18 protein-coding genes are annotated in these 15,282 nt (G+C 61.7%); 5 read left to right on the forward strand and 13 right to left on the reverse strand.

Annotated features, from left to right (window positions below):
* Positions 1–8 precede the first annotated feature (8 nt).
* The 3 genes from aroQ to Q1A89_RS18460 are packed head-to-tail and all read left to right on the forward strand — an operon-like array spanning position 9 to position 1,800.
* Positions 9–452 carry a type II 3-dehydroquinate dehydratase gene (gene aroQ, locus Q1A89_RS18450; RefSeq protein ID WP_299731803.1) on the forward strand — a complete coding sequence of 148 codons (444 nt, stop codon included), beginning with the start codon at positions 9–11 and terminating at the stop codon, positions 450–452.
* 17 nt (positions 453–469) lie between these two features.
* Positions 470–1,198 (forward strand): LuxR family transcriptional regulator, encoded by a 729-nt coding sequence (locus tag Q1A89_RS18455; protein WP_299731983.1) that lies wholly within the window; start codon positions 470–472, stop codon positions 1,196–1,198.
* Positions 1,195–1,800 (forward strand): histidine phosphatase family protein, encoded by a 606-nt coding sequence (locus Q1A89_RS18460; protein WP_299731805.1) that lies wholly within the window; start codon positions 1,195–1,197, stop codon positions 1,798–1,800. The genes Q1A89_RS18455 and Q1A89_RS18460 overlap by 4 nt, the downstream gene beginning before the upstream one ends.
* 423 nt (positions 1,801–2,223) lie before the next feature.
* Here the strand turns inward: Q1A89_RS18460 and Q1A89_RS18465 are convergent, their stop codons facing one another.
* The 3 genes from Q1A89_RS18465 to rpsB form a co-directional block, all read right to left on the reverse strand.
* Positions 2,224–3,135, reverse strand: coding sequence for an alpha/beta fold hydrolase (locus Q1A89_RS18465; protein WP_299731807.1), 912 nt, complete (start codon positions 3,133–3,135; stop codon positions 2,224–2,226).
* A gap of 72 nt (positions 3,136–3,207) precedes the next feature.
* Entirely contained in the window at positions 3,208–4,083 is an 876-nt protein-coding gene (tsf, locus tag Q1A89_RS18470) for a translation elongation factor Ts (RefSeq protein ID WP_299731809.1), read from the reverse strand.
* Between the two features lie 78 nt (positions 4,084–4,161).
* Positions 4,162–4,974: a 30S ribosomal protein S2 gene (rpsB, locus tag Q1A89_RS18475; RefSeq protein ID WP_299731812.1), complete on the reverse strand. Its 813-nt coding sequence runs from the start codon at positions 4,972–4,974 to the stop codon at positions 4,162–4,164.
* A 597-nt stretch (positions 4,975–5,571) separates the two neighbouring features.
* Here rpsB and Q1A89_RS18480 point away from each other — a divergent pair.
* A complete protein-coding gene (locus Q1A89_RS18480) occupies positions 5,572–6,666 on the forward strand; it encodes a formylglycine-generating enzyme family protein (protein WP_299731815.1) in 1,095 nt (364 codons plus the stop codon).
* 497 nt (positions 6,667–7,163) lie between these two features.
* On the opposite strand, the gene Q1A89_RS18485 is transcribed toward Q1A89_RS18480, so the two are convergent.
* The 3 genes from Q1A89_RS18485 to Q1A89_RS18495 form a co-directional block, all read right to left on the reverse strand.
* Complete coding sequence (locus tag Q1A89_RS18485; protein ID WP_299731818.1) at positions 7,164–7,985, reverse strand: lysophospholipid acyltransferase family protein; 822 nt, start codon at positions 7,983–7,985, stop codon at positions 7,164–7,166.
* Positions 7,982–8,746 (reverse strand): GNAT family N-acyltransferase, encoded by a 765-nt coding sequence (locus tag Q1A89_RS18490; protein WP_299731821.1) that lies wholly within the window; start codon positions 8,744–8,746, stop codon positions 7,982–7,984. The genes Q1A89_RS18485 and Q1A89_RS18490 overlap by 4 nt, the downstream gene beginning before the upstream one ends.
* Before the next feature lie 93 nt (positions 8,747–8,839).
* Positions 8,840–9,022, reverse strand: a complete 183-nt coding sequence (locus Q1A89_RS18495) for a DUF3553 domain-containing protein (protein ID WP_299731824.1) — start codon at positions 9,020–9,022, stop codon at positions 8,840–8,842.
* A gap of 38 nt (positions 9,023–9,060) precedes the next feature.
* Between Q1A89_RS18495 and Q1A89_RS18500 the strand changes: the two genes are divergently transcribed.
* The gene (locus tag Q1A89_RS18500; protein ID WP_299731827.1) at positions 9,061–9,654 is read left to right on the forward strand and encodes a histidine phosphotransferase family protein; all 594 of its coding nucleotides are present in this window, start codon (positions 9,061–9,063) and stop codon (positions 9,652–9,654) included.
* Here Q1A89_RS18500 and Q1A89_RS18505 read toward each other — a convergent pair.
* The 7 genes from Q1A89_RS18505 to rpmA all read right to left on the reverse strand — a co-directional run bounded on the left by Q1A89_RS18505 (position 9,651) and on the right by rpmA (position 15,276).
* Complete coding sequence (locus Q1A89_RS18505) at positions 9,651–10,916, reverse strand: glutamate-5-semialdehyde dehydrogenase (RefSeq protein ID WP_299731829.1); 1,266 nt, start codon at positions 10,914–10,916, stop codon at positions 9,651–9,653. The genes Q1A89_RS18500 and Q1A89_RS18505 overlap by 4 nt on opposite strands.
* A 74-nt stretch (positions 10,917–10,990) precedes the next feature.
* Complete coding sequence (gene proB, locus Q1A89_RS18510) at positions 10,991–12,097, reverse strand: glutamate 5-kinase (protein ID WP_299731832.1); 1,107 nt, start codon at positions 12,095–12,097, stop codon at positions 10,991–10,993.
* Positions 12,085–13,119 (reverse strand): GTPase ObgE, encoded by a 1,035-nt coding sequence (gene obgE, locus Q1A89_RS18515; protein WP_299731835.1) that lies wholly within the window; start codon positions 13,117–13,119, stop codon positions 12,085–12,087. Before obgE ends, proB begins: the two co-directional genes overlap by 13 nt.
* 118 nt (positions 13,120–13,237) lie before the next feature.
* Entirely contained in the window at positions 13,238–13,774 is a 537-nt protein-coding gene (locus Q1A89_RS18520; RefSeq protein ID WP_299731838.1) for a GNAT family N-acetyltransferase, read from the reverse strand.
* Between the two features lie 2 nt (positions 13,775–13,776).
* On the reverse strand, positions 13,777–14,379 hold the full coding sequence (locus Q1A89_RS18525; RefSeq protein ID WP_299731841.1) for a LysE family translocator: 603 nt from the start codon (positions 14,377–14,379) through the stop codon (positions 13,777–13,779).
* A complete protein-coding gene (locus tag Q1A89_RS18530; protein ID WP_299731844.1) occupies positions 14,376–14,921 on the reverse strand; it encodes a GNAT family protein in 546 nt (181 codons plus the stop codon). Before Q1A89_RS18530 ends, Q1A89_RS18525 begins: the two co-directional genes overlap by 4 nt.
* An 85-nt stretch (positions 14,922–15,006) precedes the next feature.
* A complete protein-coding gene (gene rpmA, locus Q1A89_RS18535; RefSeq protein ID WP_025046312.1) occupies positions 15,007–15,276 on the reverse strand; it encodes a 50S ribosomal protein L27 in 270 nt (89 codons plus the stop codon).
* Positions 15,277–15,282 lie beyond the last annotated feature (6 nt).

Consider the following 15,282-nt stretch of genomic DNA (forward strand, 5'->3'; position numbering starts at 1 on the left):
TAATTCCCATGACTTCTGTCCTTGTCCTGAACGGGCCCAACCTGAACCTTCTTGGCACCCGGCAACCAGAGATCTACGGCCACACCACGCTTGCGGATGTCGAGGCGATGTGCGTCGCCCACGCCGAGGCGCGCGGCATCCACGTGACCTGCCGCCAGTCCAACCACGAGGGGGCGCTGGTCGATGCGATTCACGCCGCCAAGGGCACGTTCGACGGGGTGGTGCTGAATGCCGGGGCCTACACGCACAGCTCGATTGCGCTGCATGACGCGATTGCGGGGACCGAGATGCCGGTGATCGAACTGCATCTGTCCAACATCCACGCCCGCGAATCCTTTCGCCACACCAGCTACATTGCGCCGGTCGCCGTGGGTATGATTTGCGGCTTTGGTGCGCTCGGGTATAGTCTGGCTCTGGACGCTATGATCGGACATCTGGGGGGGCCGTCGTGAAAAGTTTTCTGCACCGCATGTCGAACTGCCAGTCCATCGAAGAGCTGTGGGGACTGCACACGCGCAAGATGGAGGAGTATGGCTTTGATCGCCTGATCTATGGCTTTACCCGCTACCGCTCCGGCAACTCGCTGGGCGATCCCGAAGATTTCATCATCCTGACCAACCATGACCGCGCCTATTCGGACGTGTTCATGGGCGAGCAGCACTATGTCCACGCTCCCATGGTCAACTGGGCCCTGCACAACGAGGGCGCATGCAGCTGGGGGATTCTGGCGCAGATGCAGTCCTCCAAAACGCTGACTCCGGCCGAGCAGCGCGTGCTGGAGTTCAACTATTCGATGGGCGTGACCGCAGGCTACACGATCAGCTTCAAATCCGTCTCCGCCCGCTCCAAGGGCGCGATTGCGCTGACCGCGCGCAAGGGCATGACGCAGGCCGATATCGACGCGGTTTGGAAAGAGCATGGCTCGGACATCCACCTGCTCAACAATGTGGCACATCTCAAGATTCTCACCCTGCCCTACACCGCCCCCAACCGCTCGCTGACCAAACGGCAGCGCGAGGCGCTGGAATGGGTGGGCGATGGCAAGACCATGCAGGATATTGCCATCATCATGGGCCTGACCTCGGCCACAGTGGAAAAGCATTTGCGCCTTGCCCGCGAGGCGCTGGCGGTTGAAACCACCGCGCAGGCCGTGCTCAAGGCAGCCTTTGCCAACCAGATGTTCATCCTCGAAGCGTGACGCGCGCGCACCATCTGTACTATCTCAGCCACCCGCAGGTGCGGATCGACCCGGCCGTGCCGGTGCCCGATTGGGGCCTGAACGAGATCGGCGCCGCCCGTGTGGCCGCGCTGGCCGATGCAATTGCACACAGCGCGCTGGCGGGGGTCACATCCGTTTTCACCAGCCCCGAACGCAAGGCCCGCGAGACCGCCGCGCCTTTGGCGCAGGCCTTGGACTGCGCCTGCACCGTGATCGAGAACAGCCATGAAAACGACCGCAGCGCCACGGGCTACCTGCCCGGCCCCACATTCGAGGCGATGGCCGATGCGTTCTTTGGCCAGCCCGATGTCTCGACCCGTGGCTGGGAACGCGCCGTGGACGCGCAGGCCCGCATCACCGCCTGTATGCACGAGGCTTTGAACACGGCTCCGCAGGGCGATGTGCTGATGGTCGGACACGGCGCGGTGGGTACGCTGCTTTACTGTCATCTGGCCGGTCAAAAGATCTCACGCCGCCACGATCAGGGCCCCGGCGGCGGGGGCAATGTGATCCGTTTTGACCGCAAAACCCTGATTCCCGAGGGTGGCTGGGCAGCGATGGAAAGCCTCCTACACGCATAGGGTACAGATCACGGTCTGAACGCCGCCCATTAATTCAGCGCGACACTCACCCATCAGTTGTCCCGCCCTGAAATCAACTCGTTATGCGAGAAATTCGACACTAAATTTCGTCCGCCGTAGCGTCAAAAGTAATTTTTGACCCTTAGGTAAGGAATCCCGGACTTTCTAAAATAGTAGTAAATGAGCCATTCTACAGATGTTCCGTGAGTGGTGGCTTTAGCCAGGGAGCAACGGGAGTGATCCTCTGGGATTTCAGAGGCCCTCGTTTCCGACCGGTCTGACCGGACCCGGCTCACCTGCGTATTGATCCGCAGGTGGGTCGGACTTCTAAGCGCCCGATGTCTCATCCCCGTGGCTACCGGGCGTGTACAGAGAGGGCGGGGTTCTTGTCCCAAAGTTGAACCCCGCCCGACTCTCTGCCAGTCACATCTCCAACGCATCTGTCGCCGCCCGAATGTGGCGACGCATTTCTTCTGCCAGTGCGGAATGGGTTGTACCCCCCAGAATCTGCACCTTCGCCGCGGGCCAGTCCTGCGCCAGTTCCCACGGGCCACGCAGCGGGCAGCTGGGATCAAAGCGGCTGTGAATCATCGTACAGGGGATATGCGCGATTCTATAGACCACCCGCAGCAGCTCATCCTCTTCGAACCACGCCCCATGGGCGAAATAATGCGTGACAATGCGGGCAAAGCCCAACCGGAAAGCAGGATCGCCAAAGCGCGACCCCGGATCATGGATCGAGCCGCCAAAAATCCCGCACTCCCACGCACACCACGCATCCGCCGCCGCCTGAGCGGTTGCAGCCTCGCGCAACAGCGCCCGATAGGCCGCGATCCGTTTCGGGGTCTGGGCCGGATCCGGGTCCACGTCCGGCACATGGGCGCAGAAGTCCGCATAGGCTTCGGGAAACATCGCGCCCACATCGCCATACAGCCATTGCAGATCACGCGCTGCCGTTGTCGCCACCCCCGCCAGCACCATGGCGCGCACGCGGGTCGGATGGGTCTGGGCATAGGCCATCGCAAGGGTCGAGCCCCACGAGCCACCAAAGAGCACCCAGGCTTCGACCCCGTAATGAACCCGCACCGCCTCGATATCGCCAATCAGATCGGCGGTCGTGTTGTGATCAAGACCCGCCAGCGTGTCAGAGGCCAGCGGCGTGCTGCGTCCGCAGCCGCGCTGATCCATGCATGTCACACGAAAACGGGTCAGATCGAACAGATCGAAATGACCGGGCAGACAGCCCGAACCGGGACCGCCATGCAGCACAAGGGCGTCGATCCCCTGCCCTCGCTGCTCGGTATAGATGTGATGCCCGTGGCCAACGTCCAGCATAAGACCTCCCTGAAATGAAAAACGGCGCACCCCCAAGGGCACGCCGTTTCACTCAAAAAGCAAGGGGGTGTCTTACGACTTGCCGACCTTGGCCACTTCAGCGGCAAAGTCTTCCTTTTCCACTTCGATGCCTTCGCCCACTTCGAGACGGGCAAAGCCTGTGATGGTGGCACCGGCTTCTTCGGCGGCCTTGGCCACGGTCAGGTCAGGGTTCACCACAAAGGACTGGTTCAGCAGGGTCACTTCGGACATGTACTTTTTCATCCGGCCCACGATCATCTTTTCGATCACCGCTTCGGGCTTGCCGCTTTCGCGCGCGATGTCCATCTGGACCTGCTTTTCCTTCTCGACGACGGCCGCGTCCAGATCAGCTTCGGACAGCGAGGCGGGGTTCACAGCGGCGATGTGCATCGCAACCTGCTTGCCGAACGCCTCATCACCGCCATCCATGGCCACCAGCACGCCGATCTTGCCCATGCCGGGCGCGGCTGCGTTGTGGACGTAGGACACAACAGTGCCGCCTGTCAGCTTGGCCATGCGGCGCACGCTCATGTTTTCGCCGATGGTGGCGATCTTGTCGGTGACGACATCCGCGACAGTCTTGCCGCCCATGTCAGCCGCTTTCAGACCGTCGACATCATCCGCACCCAGCGCGACAGCGGCGATGCCAGCAACCATTTGCTGGAATTCAGCGTTCTTGCCAACGAAATCGGTTTCCGAGTTCACTTCGACAGCCACGCCGGTGCCCCCGTCCACGACGACGGCCACTAGGCCCTCGGCGGCGGTGCGGCCCGATTTCTTGGCGGCCTTGGCCAGACCCTTGGTGCGCAGCCAGTCGACTGCCGCTTCCATGTCGCCATCATTCTCGGTCAGCGCCTTCTTGGCGTCCATCATGCCTGCGCCCGTCGAATCGCGCAGTTCTTTGACCATTGCTGCTGTGATTGCCATCTTTGGCTCTCCTCAAAATGGATAGGGGATGCGGCGGTGCTCATGACCGCCGCACATATCAGCTTGGTGTCGCGGGCCTCAGCCTGCGGCGGGTGTTTCCGCAGCAGGAGCTTCGGCAGCGGCCTCTTCAGCCGGGGCTTCGGCGACAGCCTCTTCCACTGGGGCCTCTTCCATTGCGCCAAGGTCCACGCCAGCCGCACCCAGTTGGGCGCTCATGCCGTCCAGCGCCGCACGCGAGGCCAGATCGCAATAAAGCGAGATGGCGCGGGCTGCGTCGTCGTTGCCGGGAATGATGTAATCCACACCATCAGGCGAGCAGTTGGTGTCGACCACGGCCACAACCGGAATGCCCAGCTTGTTGGCTTCGGCCACGGCGAGGGCTTCTTTTTTCACGTCGATGACAAAGATCAGGTCAGGGCGGCCGCCCATTTCGCGAATGCCGCCAAGCGAGGCCTGCAATTTGCCCTGGTCACGTTCCATGCCCAGACGCTCTTTCTTGGTCAGGCCCTCAAAGCCGATCTCGGCCTGCTCGTCGATGGACTTCAGGCGGTTGATCGACTGGGACACGGTCTGCCAGTTGGTCAGCGTGCCGCCAAGCCAGCGGTGGTTCATGTAGTACTGTGCGCATTTTTCAGCGGCTTCGGCGATGGGCTGAGCAGCCTGACGCTTGGTGCCGACAAACAGCACGCGGCCATTCTTTGCGACAGTGTCGCGGATCGCCTGCAGGGCCTGGTCCAGCATGGGAACAGTCTGCGTCAGGTCCATGATGTGGATGCCGTTGCGCGCGCCGTAGATGAACGGGCCCATGCGGGGGTTCCAGCGCTGTGTCTGGTGACCAAAGTGAACGCCTGCCTCAAGCAGCTGGCGCATGGTGAACTCGGGAAGAGCCATGTGCATTTCCTTTTCCGGTTTTCGCCTCGTCCGGGGGTGCAGCGCGGATGCGCCAACCGGTGGACCCATGGGGATGTCTCCCCCATATGCCCGCCCCGGACTGCGGATTGATGGGCGGGCTTTAGGCGAAGGCGCGCGGGATGGCAAGGGGGTAAAGCGGAGAACGAGGGATGCCGGTGTGAACGCAGGGCCGAAGGCGCCGATCCATCCACTGCCCGGCAGCCAAATCTGCCGAGAGGGACCAGCACGCCTCCCCCGGGTGGCAATGGATCAGCGGGGGACCGGATGACGGTCGGCTTTGTGGGACGGAGCCGACTTTTGCTGCATCGCACCCACTCAGCACCCGGATCGGAATCAAGCCGAAGGCGCCGATCCATCCACTGCCCCGCAGGCGATTTGGCAAAGCCAAATCTGCCGAGAGGGGCCAGTCCGCCCGACCGGGCTGGCGATTTGGCTGGTCTTGGTGCGACAGGGCAGCGGAGAGATATCCTTGATCGATAAAGCGCCCGGGAAGGTGCGTGGCCTCGCCATCCCGCGGACTGGCAATGGATCGGCGCGGGATCGAGTGACAGTCGGCTTTGCAGGACAAAGCTGATCATGAGTTTTGGCACTTCACTTATGCGGCATCCTTTCGTGATTGCGGCAGGCCTAATTATGTTGTGTAGCCATGTTGTTGAGCCGCAAGTTGCCGATCCAAGTAAACTGACCGATAAGTATGAATTCACGAGCAACAGACGAGGCCTGCATTTCATGAATAGCATTCGTTTCTGTGGAGTGATGCTCATTGCCATAACTGTGGTTGACAGCTCGCACGCCGAAGAAGTGAAGAATTCGCTTGGATTGAATGACTTTGAGCATTTCAAAGAGTGTCCTGTTTGCCCCGAAATGGTCGTCCTGCCAACCGAACAGTTTTTGATGGGTGCTGAATTGAGTGAATCCGCTTTCATCTACTCTCTTTGGTACAAAGTAGAAGATGATGTTGAGCCGGGATTCGCACATGAAGGGCCAGTGCACAAAGTTGTCGTGGATATCCCAATAGCTATGGGCGTCAATGAGGTTACATACGGAGAATGGCAAGCATGCGTCGATGGTGGCGGCTGTCCGCAAATTGATGATGTTCGTATTTTGCAACCCGACGGAACGTATTTTGTAGCGGACGATCGCAGGCACCCAATCATTGGAGTGAATTACCACGAGGCTTTGCAATATATTGACTGGTTGAACGATGCGACCGGTACAGAGGCCTATCGACTACCCACTGAAGCCGAGTGGGAATACGCAGCGCGGGCGTGGTCTGACACGACTTTTCCGGCAGATCAGGTTCCAACACAAGAGACTGCAAATATCGCGGTTATTGATATAATTGACGGGCGCCAGGTTCCGGCATCGAGCACCAGGTATCATGTTGTTTCGGTTGACGACCTCGCTGCTCAAAACGCATGGGGTTTGAGGCATATGTCTGGCAATGTTTTGGAGCTAACGTCATCATGCTTTTACGAGCGGCACCTGCCGCTTGTTTCTACGTCTGAGTATCTTGCGGCGTCTACCGCTGTTGAAAGCTGTGACCGGGTTGGGAAAGGCGGGTGGCTAAACGCTTCTGCGGATTATGCGCGCCCTGCCTTTAGGGGAAGGGTCGGAGAAAAAGTAAGCTCGACGTCGATCGGCTTTCGGGTTGTTCGCCTAATAGAATAGTAAAACAAACGAAATAACTGAGACATAAACCAATGGCCCGCCCGAAGCACCGGTTTGTTCAACCGAGCCGACTTGGTTTGTAGTTTGCGTCCGCACCAGAAACCATACTGTGTGCATGCGCAGCACAAATTGCCAATGACCGGTTGACCTCATGCCGCCCTTTACTGCAACGCCACGCCCCCCTATCCGGTACACCGCCACGTCAAGGTGCGACAGCAACGCCCCGTCCTTCACCATGTGCTGGACACGCGCTCTATCCCAAACCGATGCCCGTCGACCCTTTGCGCGGATGACCGGCATCCGGCCTTTGCGTCAAGGCACCACCATGCACATGTTCAGCCGGAACAAAGGACTGCCTCACCGGCCCATCAGGACGCCAGCCCATGACCGTGAGCACCGCTGCATGTCTGAACAAAAGGTTAAAATGCCTCTGTAACCCTTTGATTTTACACACCCACGCTTTTATCCCTGCGTGGGACAGTGCCGCAGGCGGCCTCTCAGACCAGCTCATGCCCGCCCCGCACCGCGGCCTCGGCCGCAGCCGCCAGTGCCTTGCGATCACCGATATCGGAGACCCGGATGGGATCATGATAGACCACCACAACCCGCCCCTGCCGCGGTAAGGCAAGCGTGTGCAGCAGGTGCGGTCCAAACTCCATATCCCCCCACCAGCCATAGGCGCGCGCGTCCCCGCCTGTGGGCGCGTGATAGGTCACCGACACCGGCTGCACAGACAGCACATCGCGCAAATCTTCGGCCAGAAACGCCTGAAACAACGTCGACTTGAACGGCAGCACCCGCAGCCCATCCGTGCTGGTCCCTTCGGGAAAGAACAGCAGCCGCTGCCCGGCCAGCAGTCGGGTTTCGAACAGTTGGGTGTGGATGCGGGCCTCCTTGCGGTCGCGCGCGATGAACAGGGTGCCGGTGACGCGGGCCAGAAAGCCGATCCCGGGCCAGCCCGCCACTTCGGATTTCGACACGAAATAGACCCGGTCCCCGGCGTTGAGGGCAAAGATATCAAGCCAACTCGAATGGTTGGCCACGATGGCCCCCTGCCCGGTCATGGGCGTGCCGCGCCGCTCATACCCAATTCCCATCCAGATCAGCGAAAGGCGGCACACCACCCGCGTGATATGCGGCGTCCAGGGGCGGAACATGCCATGCACGGGCCGCTCGATCAGGCGCAGCGGGATGAGGATGGCAAGGCCAAGGGTGATGGTCAGCAGGATGGCCGAGCCGCGCACGAGGACACGCAGCCAGCCCAGCAGGCCGGGGCGCTGCCCATGTGGCGGCTCATCCGCGTCCCAGGTCACGCTCATGCACCGACCCCGTAAATGCGCCGTTGCCGGTCAGACATCGCGCCGGTGTCCATCACCAGACAGACATCCGTGGTGTTAAAGCCATGATCGACAAACGCACCCTGCCCCACAACGCCGCCGAGACGCAGGTAGGCCTTGATCAGCGCAGGCATGCGCAGCATCGCAGCACGGCGGTCGATTTCAGGTTCGGGGATGAGGTCCATCGCTGCGGCATGAGGCGGACGGGCTGTGACCCGCAGGACCTCGGGGGCCAGATGGCGGTGATGCAGCAGCGACAGCGGTTCGGCCAGCGCATCCACATCCGTGCCGTGGAACGAGGCGACGCCAAACAGGATGTCGATGCCGTGCTCGGCCACGTAGCCCGCCAACCCGTTCCAGAGGTGATACATCGCCGGCCCGCCGCGATAATCGACATGGACACAGGACCGCCCCAGCTCCAGCAGGCGACGCCCCGTGGCCTTGAGCGGGGCAAGGTCGTACTCATCTTCGGAATAATACCCGCCCGCAGCGGCCGCCTGATCTGCCTGCAACATCCGGTAGACCCCGACAACACGCCCCTCTGCGGCATCATCAAACAGGATCAGATGGTCAAAGAACGGATCAAACCGGTCACGCTCCAGCCGTTCATCGTGATCGACCAGCGCCCCGCCGCCGCCCAATTCAGCGACAAATACGTCATAACGCAAGCGCTGCGCGGCGCGCAGATCCTCGGAACTGCGGGCCACGGAAACGCGAAATTCAGGCTCGTGGGTCAATGTCATCGCGCGCGGTTTAGCGCCCGACGCGCATAAAGGCAAAGAGAGGCAAGTGTTGCCACCTGTGGTTGTGTGTCGTTAAGGTTTCAGAAAGGATGTTCAGGCATCAAACACGGGTTCAAGCGCAATGCGCGCGCCGTCGATCACCACTTTTCCCGTTTCGGGGAAGTTGACGGTGATGCGACCTGCGATATTGCTTTGGACCTGACCAATTCCCCATTCCGCGAAATCGGGATGGCGCACCAACATGCCGGGAGCCAGAATGGCGTTCAAATTTTCCATGACCTGCCTTTCATGCGGGTATTTTTGCGGGGTCGCGTATGGGCCAGAGTAATGTAAACCTTGCGGCGCTGATCGGCAGCCGCATCTGTCACGATCTGATATCGCCGATTGGCGCGATCAACAACGGGCTAGAACTGCTTGGCATGTCCGAAGACCGTGAGGGGCCGGAACTCGACCTGATCACGGAAAGTGTTGAAAACGCATCCGCCCGCATCCGGTTCTTTCGCATTGCCTACGGGGCGGCCTCTGATCAGCCCATGGGCCGGTCCGAAGTGATCACCATCCTGCGCGACATGACCGGTGGCGGGCGTCTCAAGGTGGCATATGGGCCGATGGACGACCAGCCCCGTTGGGCCGTGCGCATGGCTTTTCTGGCGATCCAGTGCCTTGAGACCTGCATGCCCTATGGTGGTCGGGTCGAGGCCAGTTGCGATTCCGGTCAATGGACGATCACGGGCCATTCGCCCAAGACCAATGTGGACGGTGATCTGTGGGCCGTGCTGACGGGCGGCGAGCTGGAAACGCTTGCGCCTGCGCATGTGCAATTTGCGCTGCTTCCGGCGGTGGCGGGTGACGTCAAACGTTCCATCACCAGCGAGATCGGGGATGAGCGGCTGACGATCCGGTTCTAGGCCCGCACCGTCCCGTCCCCGCGCACCAGGTATTTGAAACTGGTCAACTGTGCCGCACCCACAGGGCCGCGCGCATGCATCTTGCCGGTCGCGATCCCGATCTCGGCCCCCATCCCGAACTCACCGCCATCCGCAAACTGGGTCGAGGCATTGTGCATCAGGATGGCGCTGTCCAGATCATTGAGGAACACGGCCGCCGTGTCGGCATCTTCGGTCAGGATGCAGTCGGTGTGGTTTGACCCATAGGTGCGAATATGATCCATCGCTGCCCCGATATCGGGCACGACGCGCGCGGCGATATCCATGTCGAGGTATTCGTGCCCCCAATCGGCGTCGCTGGCTGCCAGTACGCCTTCGATCGATTGCAGTGCCACATCGGCATGCACCCGCACACCGGCATTCAACAACGCGCCCACCACACCGCGCCCGATGCTGCTGGCCACATCCTCGTGGATCAGCAGGCACTCCGCCGCGCCGCAAATGCCCGTGCGCCGTGTCTTGGCGTTCAGCACAACCTTGAGCACCTTTTCAGGGTCCGCGTCCTTGTCGATATAGATGTGCACGATGCCCTCGAGGTGGGCAAAGACGGGCACGCGGGCCTCGCGCTGCACAAGTCCCACAAGGCCCTTGCCGCCCCTCGGCACGATCACGTCAAACGTGTCGGTCATGGTCAGCATTTCGCTCACAGCAGCCCGGTCGCGGGTCGGCACAAGCTGGATCGCATCCTCGGGCAGGTTGGCATCGCGCAGGCCCTGCACCATGCAGGCATGGATCGCAGATGACGAATGAAAGCTTTCGGAGCCGCCGCGCAGGACGACCGCATTGCCCGCTTTGAGGCACAGCGCGCCCGCATCCGCCGTCACGTTGGGGCGGCTCTCATAGATCACACCGATCACGCCAAGGGGCGTGCGCACCCGCTGGATGTGCAACCCCGTGGGCTGGGTCCAGTCGGCCAGCACTTCGCCCACCGGATCGGCCTGTTCGGCCACGGCGCGCAACCCGTCGACGATGCCGCGGATGCGGTCCTCGTCCAGCCGCAGACGGTCCAGCATTGCGTCCGACAGCCCCTTGTCGGCACCAAAGGCCATGTCCTTGGCGTTGGCCTCGATGATCGCCTTGCGACCCGCCCAGACATGATCAGCCGCCCCGATCAGGGCCGCATGTTTGCGCTCGGCGTTGGCGGTGGCGAGCGTTGTGGCAGCGGCTTTCGCGCGCGCGCCGATGTCGGCCATGAGGCTTGGGATGTCAGCGAAATCTTTCATGGCGTGGTGTCCTTTGCATCTGGTGCGCCGCGGATTTTAGGCCTCCGGCGGTGGTATTTATAGTCAGAAGAAGATCACAGCGCCATGTCATCGCGGTGGATCAGCGCAGCACGGCCCGGATAGCCCAGCAAGTTTTCGATCTCCTGGCTTTGATGGCCCTTGATGGTGCGCGCCTCTTCGGCGGTGTAACGGCTGAGGCCGAGGCCCAACTGGTGGCCTTCGGGGTCGTGAATGGCAACCGGATCACCGCGCCCAAACGTGCCTGTAACAGCATGAACACCCGCCGGTAACAGGCTGTTTCCAAGCGATAAAGCACGTACCGCACCCGCGTCGAGCGTGAGCGTACCGCGCGGCTTCATCGCGCTGATCCAGCGCTTGCGCGCAGCCTGCGGGTCGAGCGTTGCGGTGAACCACGTAGCATTGGCGCCCTGTTCCAGCGCCGTAAGCGGGCGCAATGCCGCGCCGTGGCAAATCGCCATCGCACAACCCGCCGCCGTCGCCGTCTTGGCCGCCATCAGCTTGGTTTTCATACCGCCCTTGGACAGGCCCGATCCTGCATCCCCCGCCTGCGCCTCGATCGCAGGCGTGATCGCGTCGATCACATCATAGTGGGTGGCGCCGGGATCATCGGCCGGATTGGCCGAATAAAATCCGTCCACATCTGACAGCAATACCAGTTGATCCGCGCCGATGGTTGCGGCGATCTGCGCGGCCAGCCGGTCATTGTCGCCAAAGCGGATTTCATCCGTCGCCACGGTGTCGTTTTCGTTCACGATGGGCAGCGCTCCAAGTGACACAAGCTGTTCCAGCGTCGCGCGCGAGTTGAGATAACGGCGCCGGTCACGGCTGTCCTCCAGCGTCATCAGAACCTGTGCTGTGGTGATGCCATGAGGGGCCATTGCCTCTTCGTAAGCGCGGGCAAGGCGGATCTGGCCGACGGCCGCGGCGGCCTGGGATTGTTCCAGTGCAAGATCCGTGCCCGGCAAGTCCAGCACACCGCGCCCCAGCGCAATGGATCCGGAGGAGACCAGCACCACCTGCACGCCCGCGCCCTTCAGCCAGGCCACGTCCTGTGCAAGTCCCGCCAGCCAGTCATTGCGCAAGGCCCCCGTGGCGCGATCGACCAGCAGGGCCGAGCCGATCTTGACCACCAGACGTCGGGCCGTGGTCAGGGACGCCATGGTTCTTCCTCGGCAACAGGGCGCTGGCGGATGCGGTCGTCGTCGATCTGTGCGCGCAAGGCGCGCAGCACGTCCGTGACCCCTTCGCGGGCGACACCGGACATCAGCATGACCGGTCCACCGGAGGATTTTTCCAATTCTTTTCTGGCGGTTGCGCGCTCTTCTTCATCCAGCGCGTCGATCTTGTTCAGCACTGTGATGCGCGGCTTGTCCGCCAGATCGCCGCCATAGGCTTCAAGCTCGGTGATGATGGTCTGGTAGTCTTCGACCACCGTCTCGGACGTGCCATCGATCAGGTGCAAGAGCACCGCGCAGCGCTCCACATGGCCCAGAAACAGATCGCCCAGCCCGCGCCCTTCGGACGCACCTTCGATCAGGCCGGGGATATCAGCGACGACGAATTCCACATTGTCCACGCCCACAACGCCAAGATTGGGGTGTAGCGTGGTAAAGGGATAATCCGCGATCTTGGGTCGGGCATTGGAAGTGGTCGCCAGAAAGGTTGATTTGCCCGCATTGGGCAGGCCCAGCAGACCCACGTCCGCGATCAGCTTCAGGCGCAGCCAGAGGGTCCGTTCGACGCCGTCCTGCCCGGGATTGGCGCGGCGCGGGGCCTGGTTCGTGGCGGATTTGAAATGCAGGTTGCCCCAGCCGCCATTGCCTCCCTTGGCCAGTTCCACGCGCTGGCCCAGTTCGGTCATGTCGGCAATGACGGTTTCCTGATCCTCATCGAGGATTTCGGTCCCCACAGGCACACGTAGCACAATGTCATCGCCATCCTTGCCGGTGCGCTGCTTGCCCATGCCGCCCTGCCCGTTCTTGGCGAAAAAGTGCTGCTGGTAGCGGAAATCAATGAGCGTGTTCAGCCCATCCACCGCCTCGGCCCAGACCGAGCCGCCGGTGCCGCCATCGCCGCCATCGGGGCCGCCATATTCGATGTACTTTTCCCGCCGGAACGAGATGCACCCGTTACCGCCCGCCCCGGAGCGGATGTAGACCTTGGTGAGATCGAGGAATTTCATGGGGGCGTCCTAGTGCGTTTCGGCGGCAAAGGGAATGGGGGCGGCGCAGGTTGGGGGCGCTGCCTCCGGCCTCCGGCCTCCCCCGGGATTTTTTGAAATCAGAGAAGCAGACCCGTCTTCAGAGTTTGTGGCTGTAGGTCCATGTCGGCACGGTGGTGTCGCGGGCCACGCAAAAGCTTTCCGCATCCCCGAGATATTTGAAGCCGCAATGGGTCAGCACGCGGGCCGAGGCCGGGTTGTCCTGAAAGACAGAGGCGAACATCGCCGCGTTCTGCATCGGGTTGGCCTCGACCAGCGCCTGCACCGCATCAGAGGCCAGGCCGGTGTTCCAGAATGGGGGTGCCACCCAATAGCCTACTTCGGACTGGTTGCGGTCCATCCGCTCGAGCGAGATCAGGCCCATCACTTCGGCCCCGCCGGATTTATGCCCGTCCATCGCCCAGACGTCCTCGTCCCGGTTGTCGGCCATGGCGCGGGTCACGAAGGCTTCGGTCATACCGGGTGGTACGGGATGCGGGATCGAGGTGGTCATGTGCGCGACGCGCGCATCCGACCAATACATCTCGATCAGGCCCATGTCGGACTTGCGCAAAGGGCGCAGAACAAAGCGTTCGGTCTCGATCACCGGTTGGGTCACAATTTTCTCCATCTCCATTGTCATGTTCCTCCTCCGAACAGAACAAACAGGACCGACGCGACGGTCAGACCTGCGAGGGTGTACATTAGATAGGGTTCCGCAGCCGTTCCTGCGAGGGTGCGGGCAATTCGATCTCCTGCGAGGGTCCAGAGCGGGTGCAGCAGGACCTGCGTAGCCAGCAATATTGCCGCAATTGTGACAGTGGCCACAAAGGGGTCGGTGCCGGGGGCAACAAAACCTGTAAAACCCGCGACAATCATCGCCCAGGCCTTGGGGTTGAGCGGATGTACGATCAGACCGGCGGCAAAACCGGGGGCTGTTGCGGCAGGATCAGCCGTCCCGAGCCGCAGGTTTGCCACCTTCCACGCCAGCCAGATGATATAGGCCGCCGAGATCCATTTCAGCCCTTCGAACAGCCATGGTGCGCGGGCGCCCAATTCCATCAGCCCAAAGCCGACGGGCCAGATCACCAATTGTTTGCCAAGGGCCACACCCGCCACAAACGGCATTGCCGCACGAAAGCCAAAGCGCGCGCCAGTGGCCAGCAGCGCCATGTTGGCAGGCCCGGGCGTGCCGATCTGGCTGGCCGCAAAAACGGCGAAGGTGGCGGCGGCGACGCTCATCTGTTCAGATCCCGATCCAGCAGGCCAAGGATCAGATCATCGTGCCAGGCGCCGGCGATATGGGCGGATTCCCGTTCGCGCCCCTCGACCGCAAAGCCGACCTTTTCGTAAGCCGCAATCGCGCGCGCGTTGAAATCAAGCACTCGGCAGCCCAGCCGGTGCAGGCCCAGCGTGTCAAAGGCATGCGCGGCGAGCAGTTGCATGGCCTGCGTGCCATAACCCTGACCCAGCGCATTTGCATCAACGATGCCGATGGCCAGTTGCGCGCGCTTGTCCGAATAGTTGATCCCGTAAAGGCGGACGGCGCCGATCAGCGCGCCCTTTGCCTCGATGATCCAGGCGTGGGGGTCGTCGATATGGGACTGCACCCAGGCCTCGGCGGCTTCGGGCGTGATGTCACGGACCGCCGCCGGGTCTGCCCCGAACATGGCGTGGATTTCCGGCGTGTTGCCAAGGGCAAAGCGCGCGGTCACGTCCAGCGGGGTGGCATCGCGCAAGATGACGGTGTCGCCTTGCAGAACTGGTTTGATGTGGTCGGCCATGGTGTGGCCTCGCTGCTTGAAAAAGAAAAGGGACCGGCGTTTCCGCCGATCCCTTGGAATTTTGTCAAAACCCGTGAGGTGCGGCTTATTCAGCGGCCTCCGCGACCGGGAGCACCGAAATGAATGTGCGGTTTTTAAGGCCTTTGTGGAAGGTGACGGACCCGTCAACGGTTGCAAAGATCGTGTGGTCTTTGCCCATGCCCACGCCTTCGGCTGGCCAGAACTTGGTGCCGCGCTGACGGACAATGATATTGCCGGGAATGACAGCTTCGCCGCCATATTTCTTCACGCCAAGGCGACGACCTGCCGAGTCGCGCCCGTTCCGGGATGAACCGCCTGCTTTTTTATGTGCCATTGGTGT

Source organism: uncultured Tateyamaria sp. (genome assembly GCF_947503045.1).
GTDB lineage: Bacteria > Pseudomonadota > Alphaproteobacteria > Rhodobacterales > Rhodobacteraceae > Tateyamaria.

Bases quoted from the DNA above. Each gene is read 5' to 3' on its own strand.
- aroQ (WP_299731803.1), top strand. From the start codon at position 9: ATGACTTCTGTCCTTGTCCTGAACGGGCCCAACCTGAACCTTCTTGGC.
- Q1A89_RS18455 (WP_299731983.1), top strand. From the start codon at position 470: ATGTCGAACTGCCAGTCCATCGAAGAGCTGTGGGGACTGCACACGCGC.
- Q1A89_RS18465 (WP_299731807.1), bottom strand. From the start codon at position 3,135: ATGCTGGACGTTGGCCACGGGCATCACATCTATACCGAGCAGCGAGGG.
- tsf (WP_299731809.1), bottom strand. From the start codon at position 4,083: ATGGCAATCACAGCAGCAATGGTCAAAGAACTGCGCGATTCGACGGGC.
- rpsB (WP_299731812.1), bottom strand. From the start codon at position 4,974: ATGGCTCTTCCCGAGTTCACCATGCGCCAGCTGCTTGAGGCAGGCGTT.
- Q1A89_RS18480 (WP_299731815.1), top strand. From the start codon at position 5,572: ATGAGTTTTGGCACTTCACTTATGCGGCATCCTTTCGTGATTGCGGCA.
- Q1A89_RS18485 (WP_299731818.1), bottom strand. From the start codon at position 7,985: ATGAGCGTGACCTGGGACGCGGATGAGCCGCCACATGGGCAGCGCCCC.
- Q1A89_RS18490 (WP_299731821.1), bottom strand. From the start codon at position 8,746: ATGACATTGACCCACGAGCCTGAATTTCGCGTTTCCGTGGCCCGCAGT.
- Q1A89_RS18495 (WP_299731824.1), bottom strand. From the start codon at position 9,022: ATGGAAAATTTGAACGCCATTCTGGCTCCCGGCATGTTGGTGCGCCAT.
- Q1A89_RS18500 (WP_299731827.1), top strand. From the start codon at position 9,061: ATGGGCCAGAGTAATGTAAACCTTGCGGCGCTGATCGGCAGCCGCATC.
- Q1A89_RS18505 (WP_299731829.1), bottom strand. From the start codon at position 10,916: ATGAAAGATTTCGCTGACATCCCAAGCCTCATGGCCGACATCGGCGCG.
- proB (WP_299731832.1), bottom strand. From the start codon at position 12,097: ATGGCGTCCCTGACCACGGCCCGACGTCTGGTGGTCAAGATCGGCTCG.
- obgE (WP_299731835.1), bottom strand. From the start codon at position 13,119: ATGAAATTCCTCGATCTCACCAAGGTCTACATCCGCTCCGGGGCGGGC.
- Q1A89_RS18520 (WP_299731838.1), bottom strand. From the start codon at position 13,774: ATGGAGATGGAGAAAATTGTGACCCAACCGGTGATCGAGACCGAACGC.
- Q1A89_RS18525 (WP_299731841.1), bottom strand. From the start codon at position 14,379: ATGAGCGTCGCCGCCGCCACCTTCGCCGTTTTTGCGGCCAGCCAGATC.
- Q1A89_RS18530 (WP_299731844.1), bottom strand. From the start codon at position 14,921: ATGGCCGACCACATCAAACCAGTTCTGCAAGGCGACACCGTCATCTTG.
- rpmA (WP_025046312.1), bottom strand. From the start codon at position 15,276: ATGGCACATAAAAAAGCAGGCGGTTCATCCCGGAACGGGCGCGACTCG.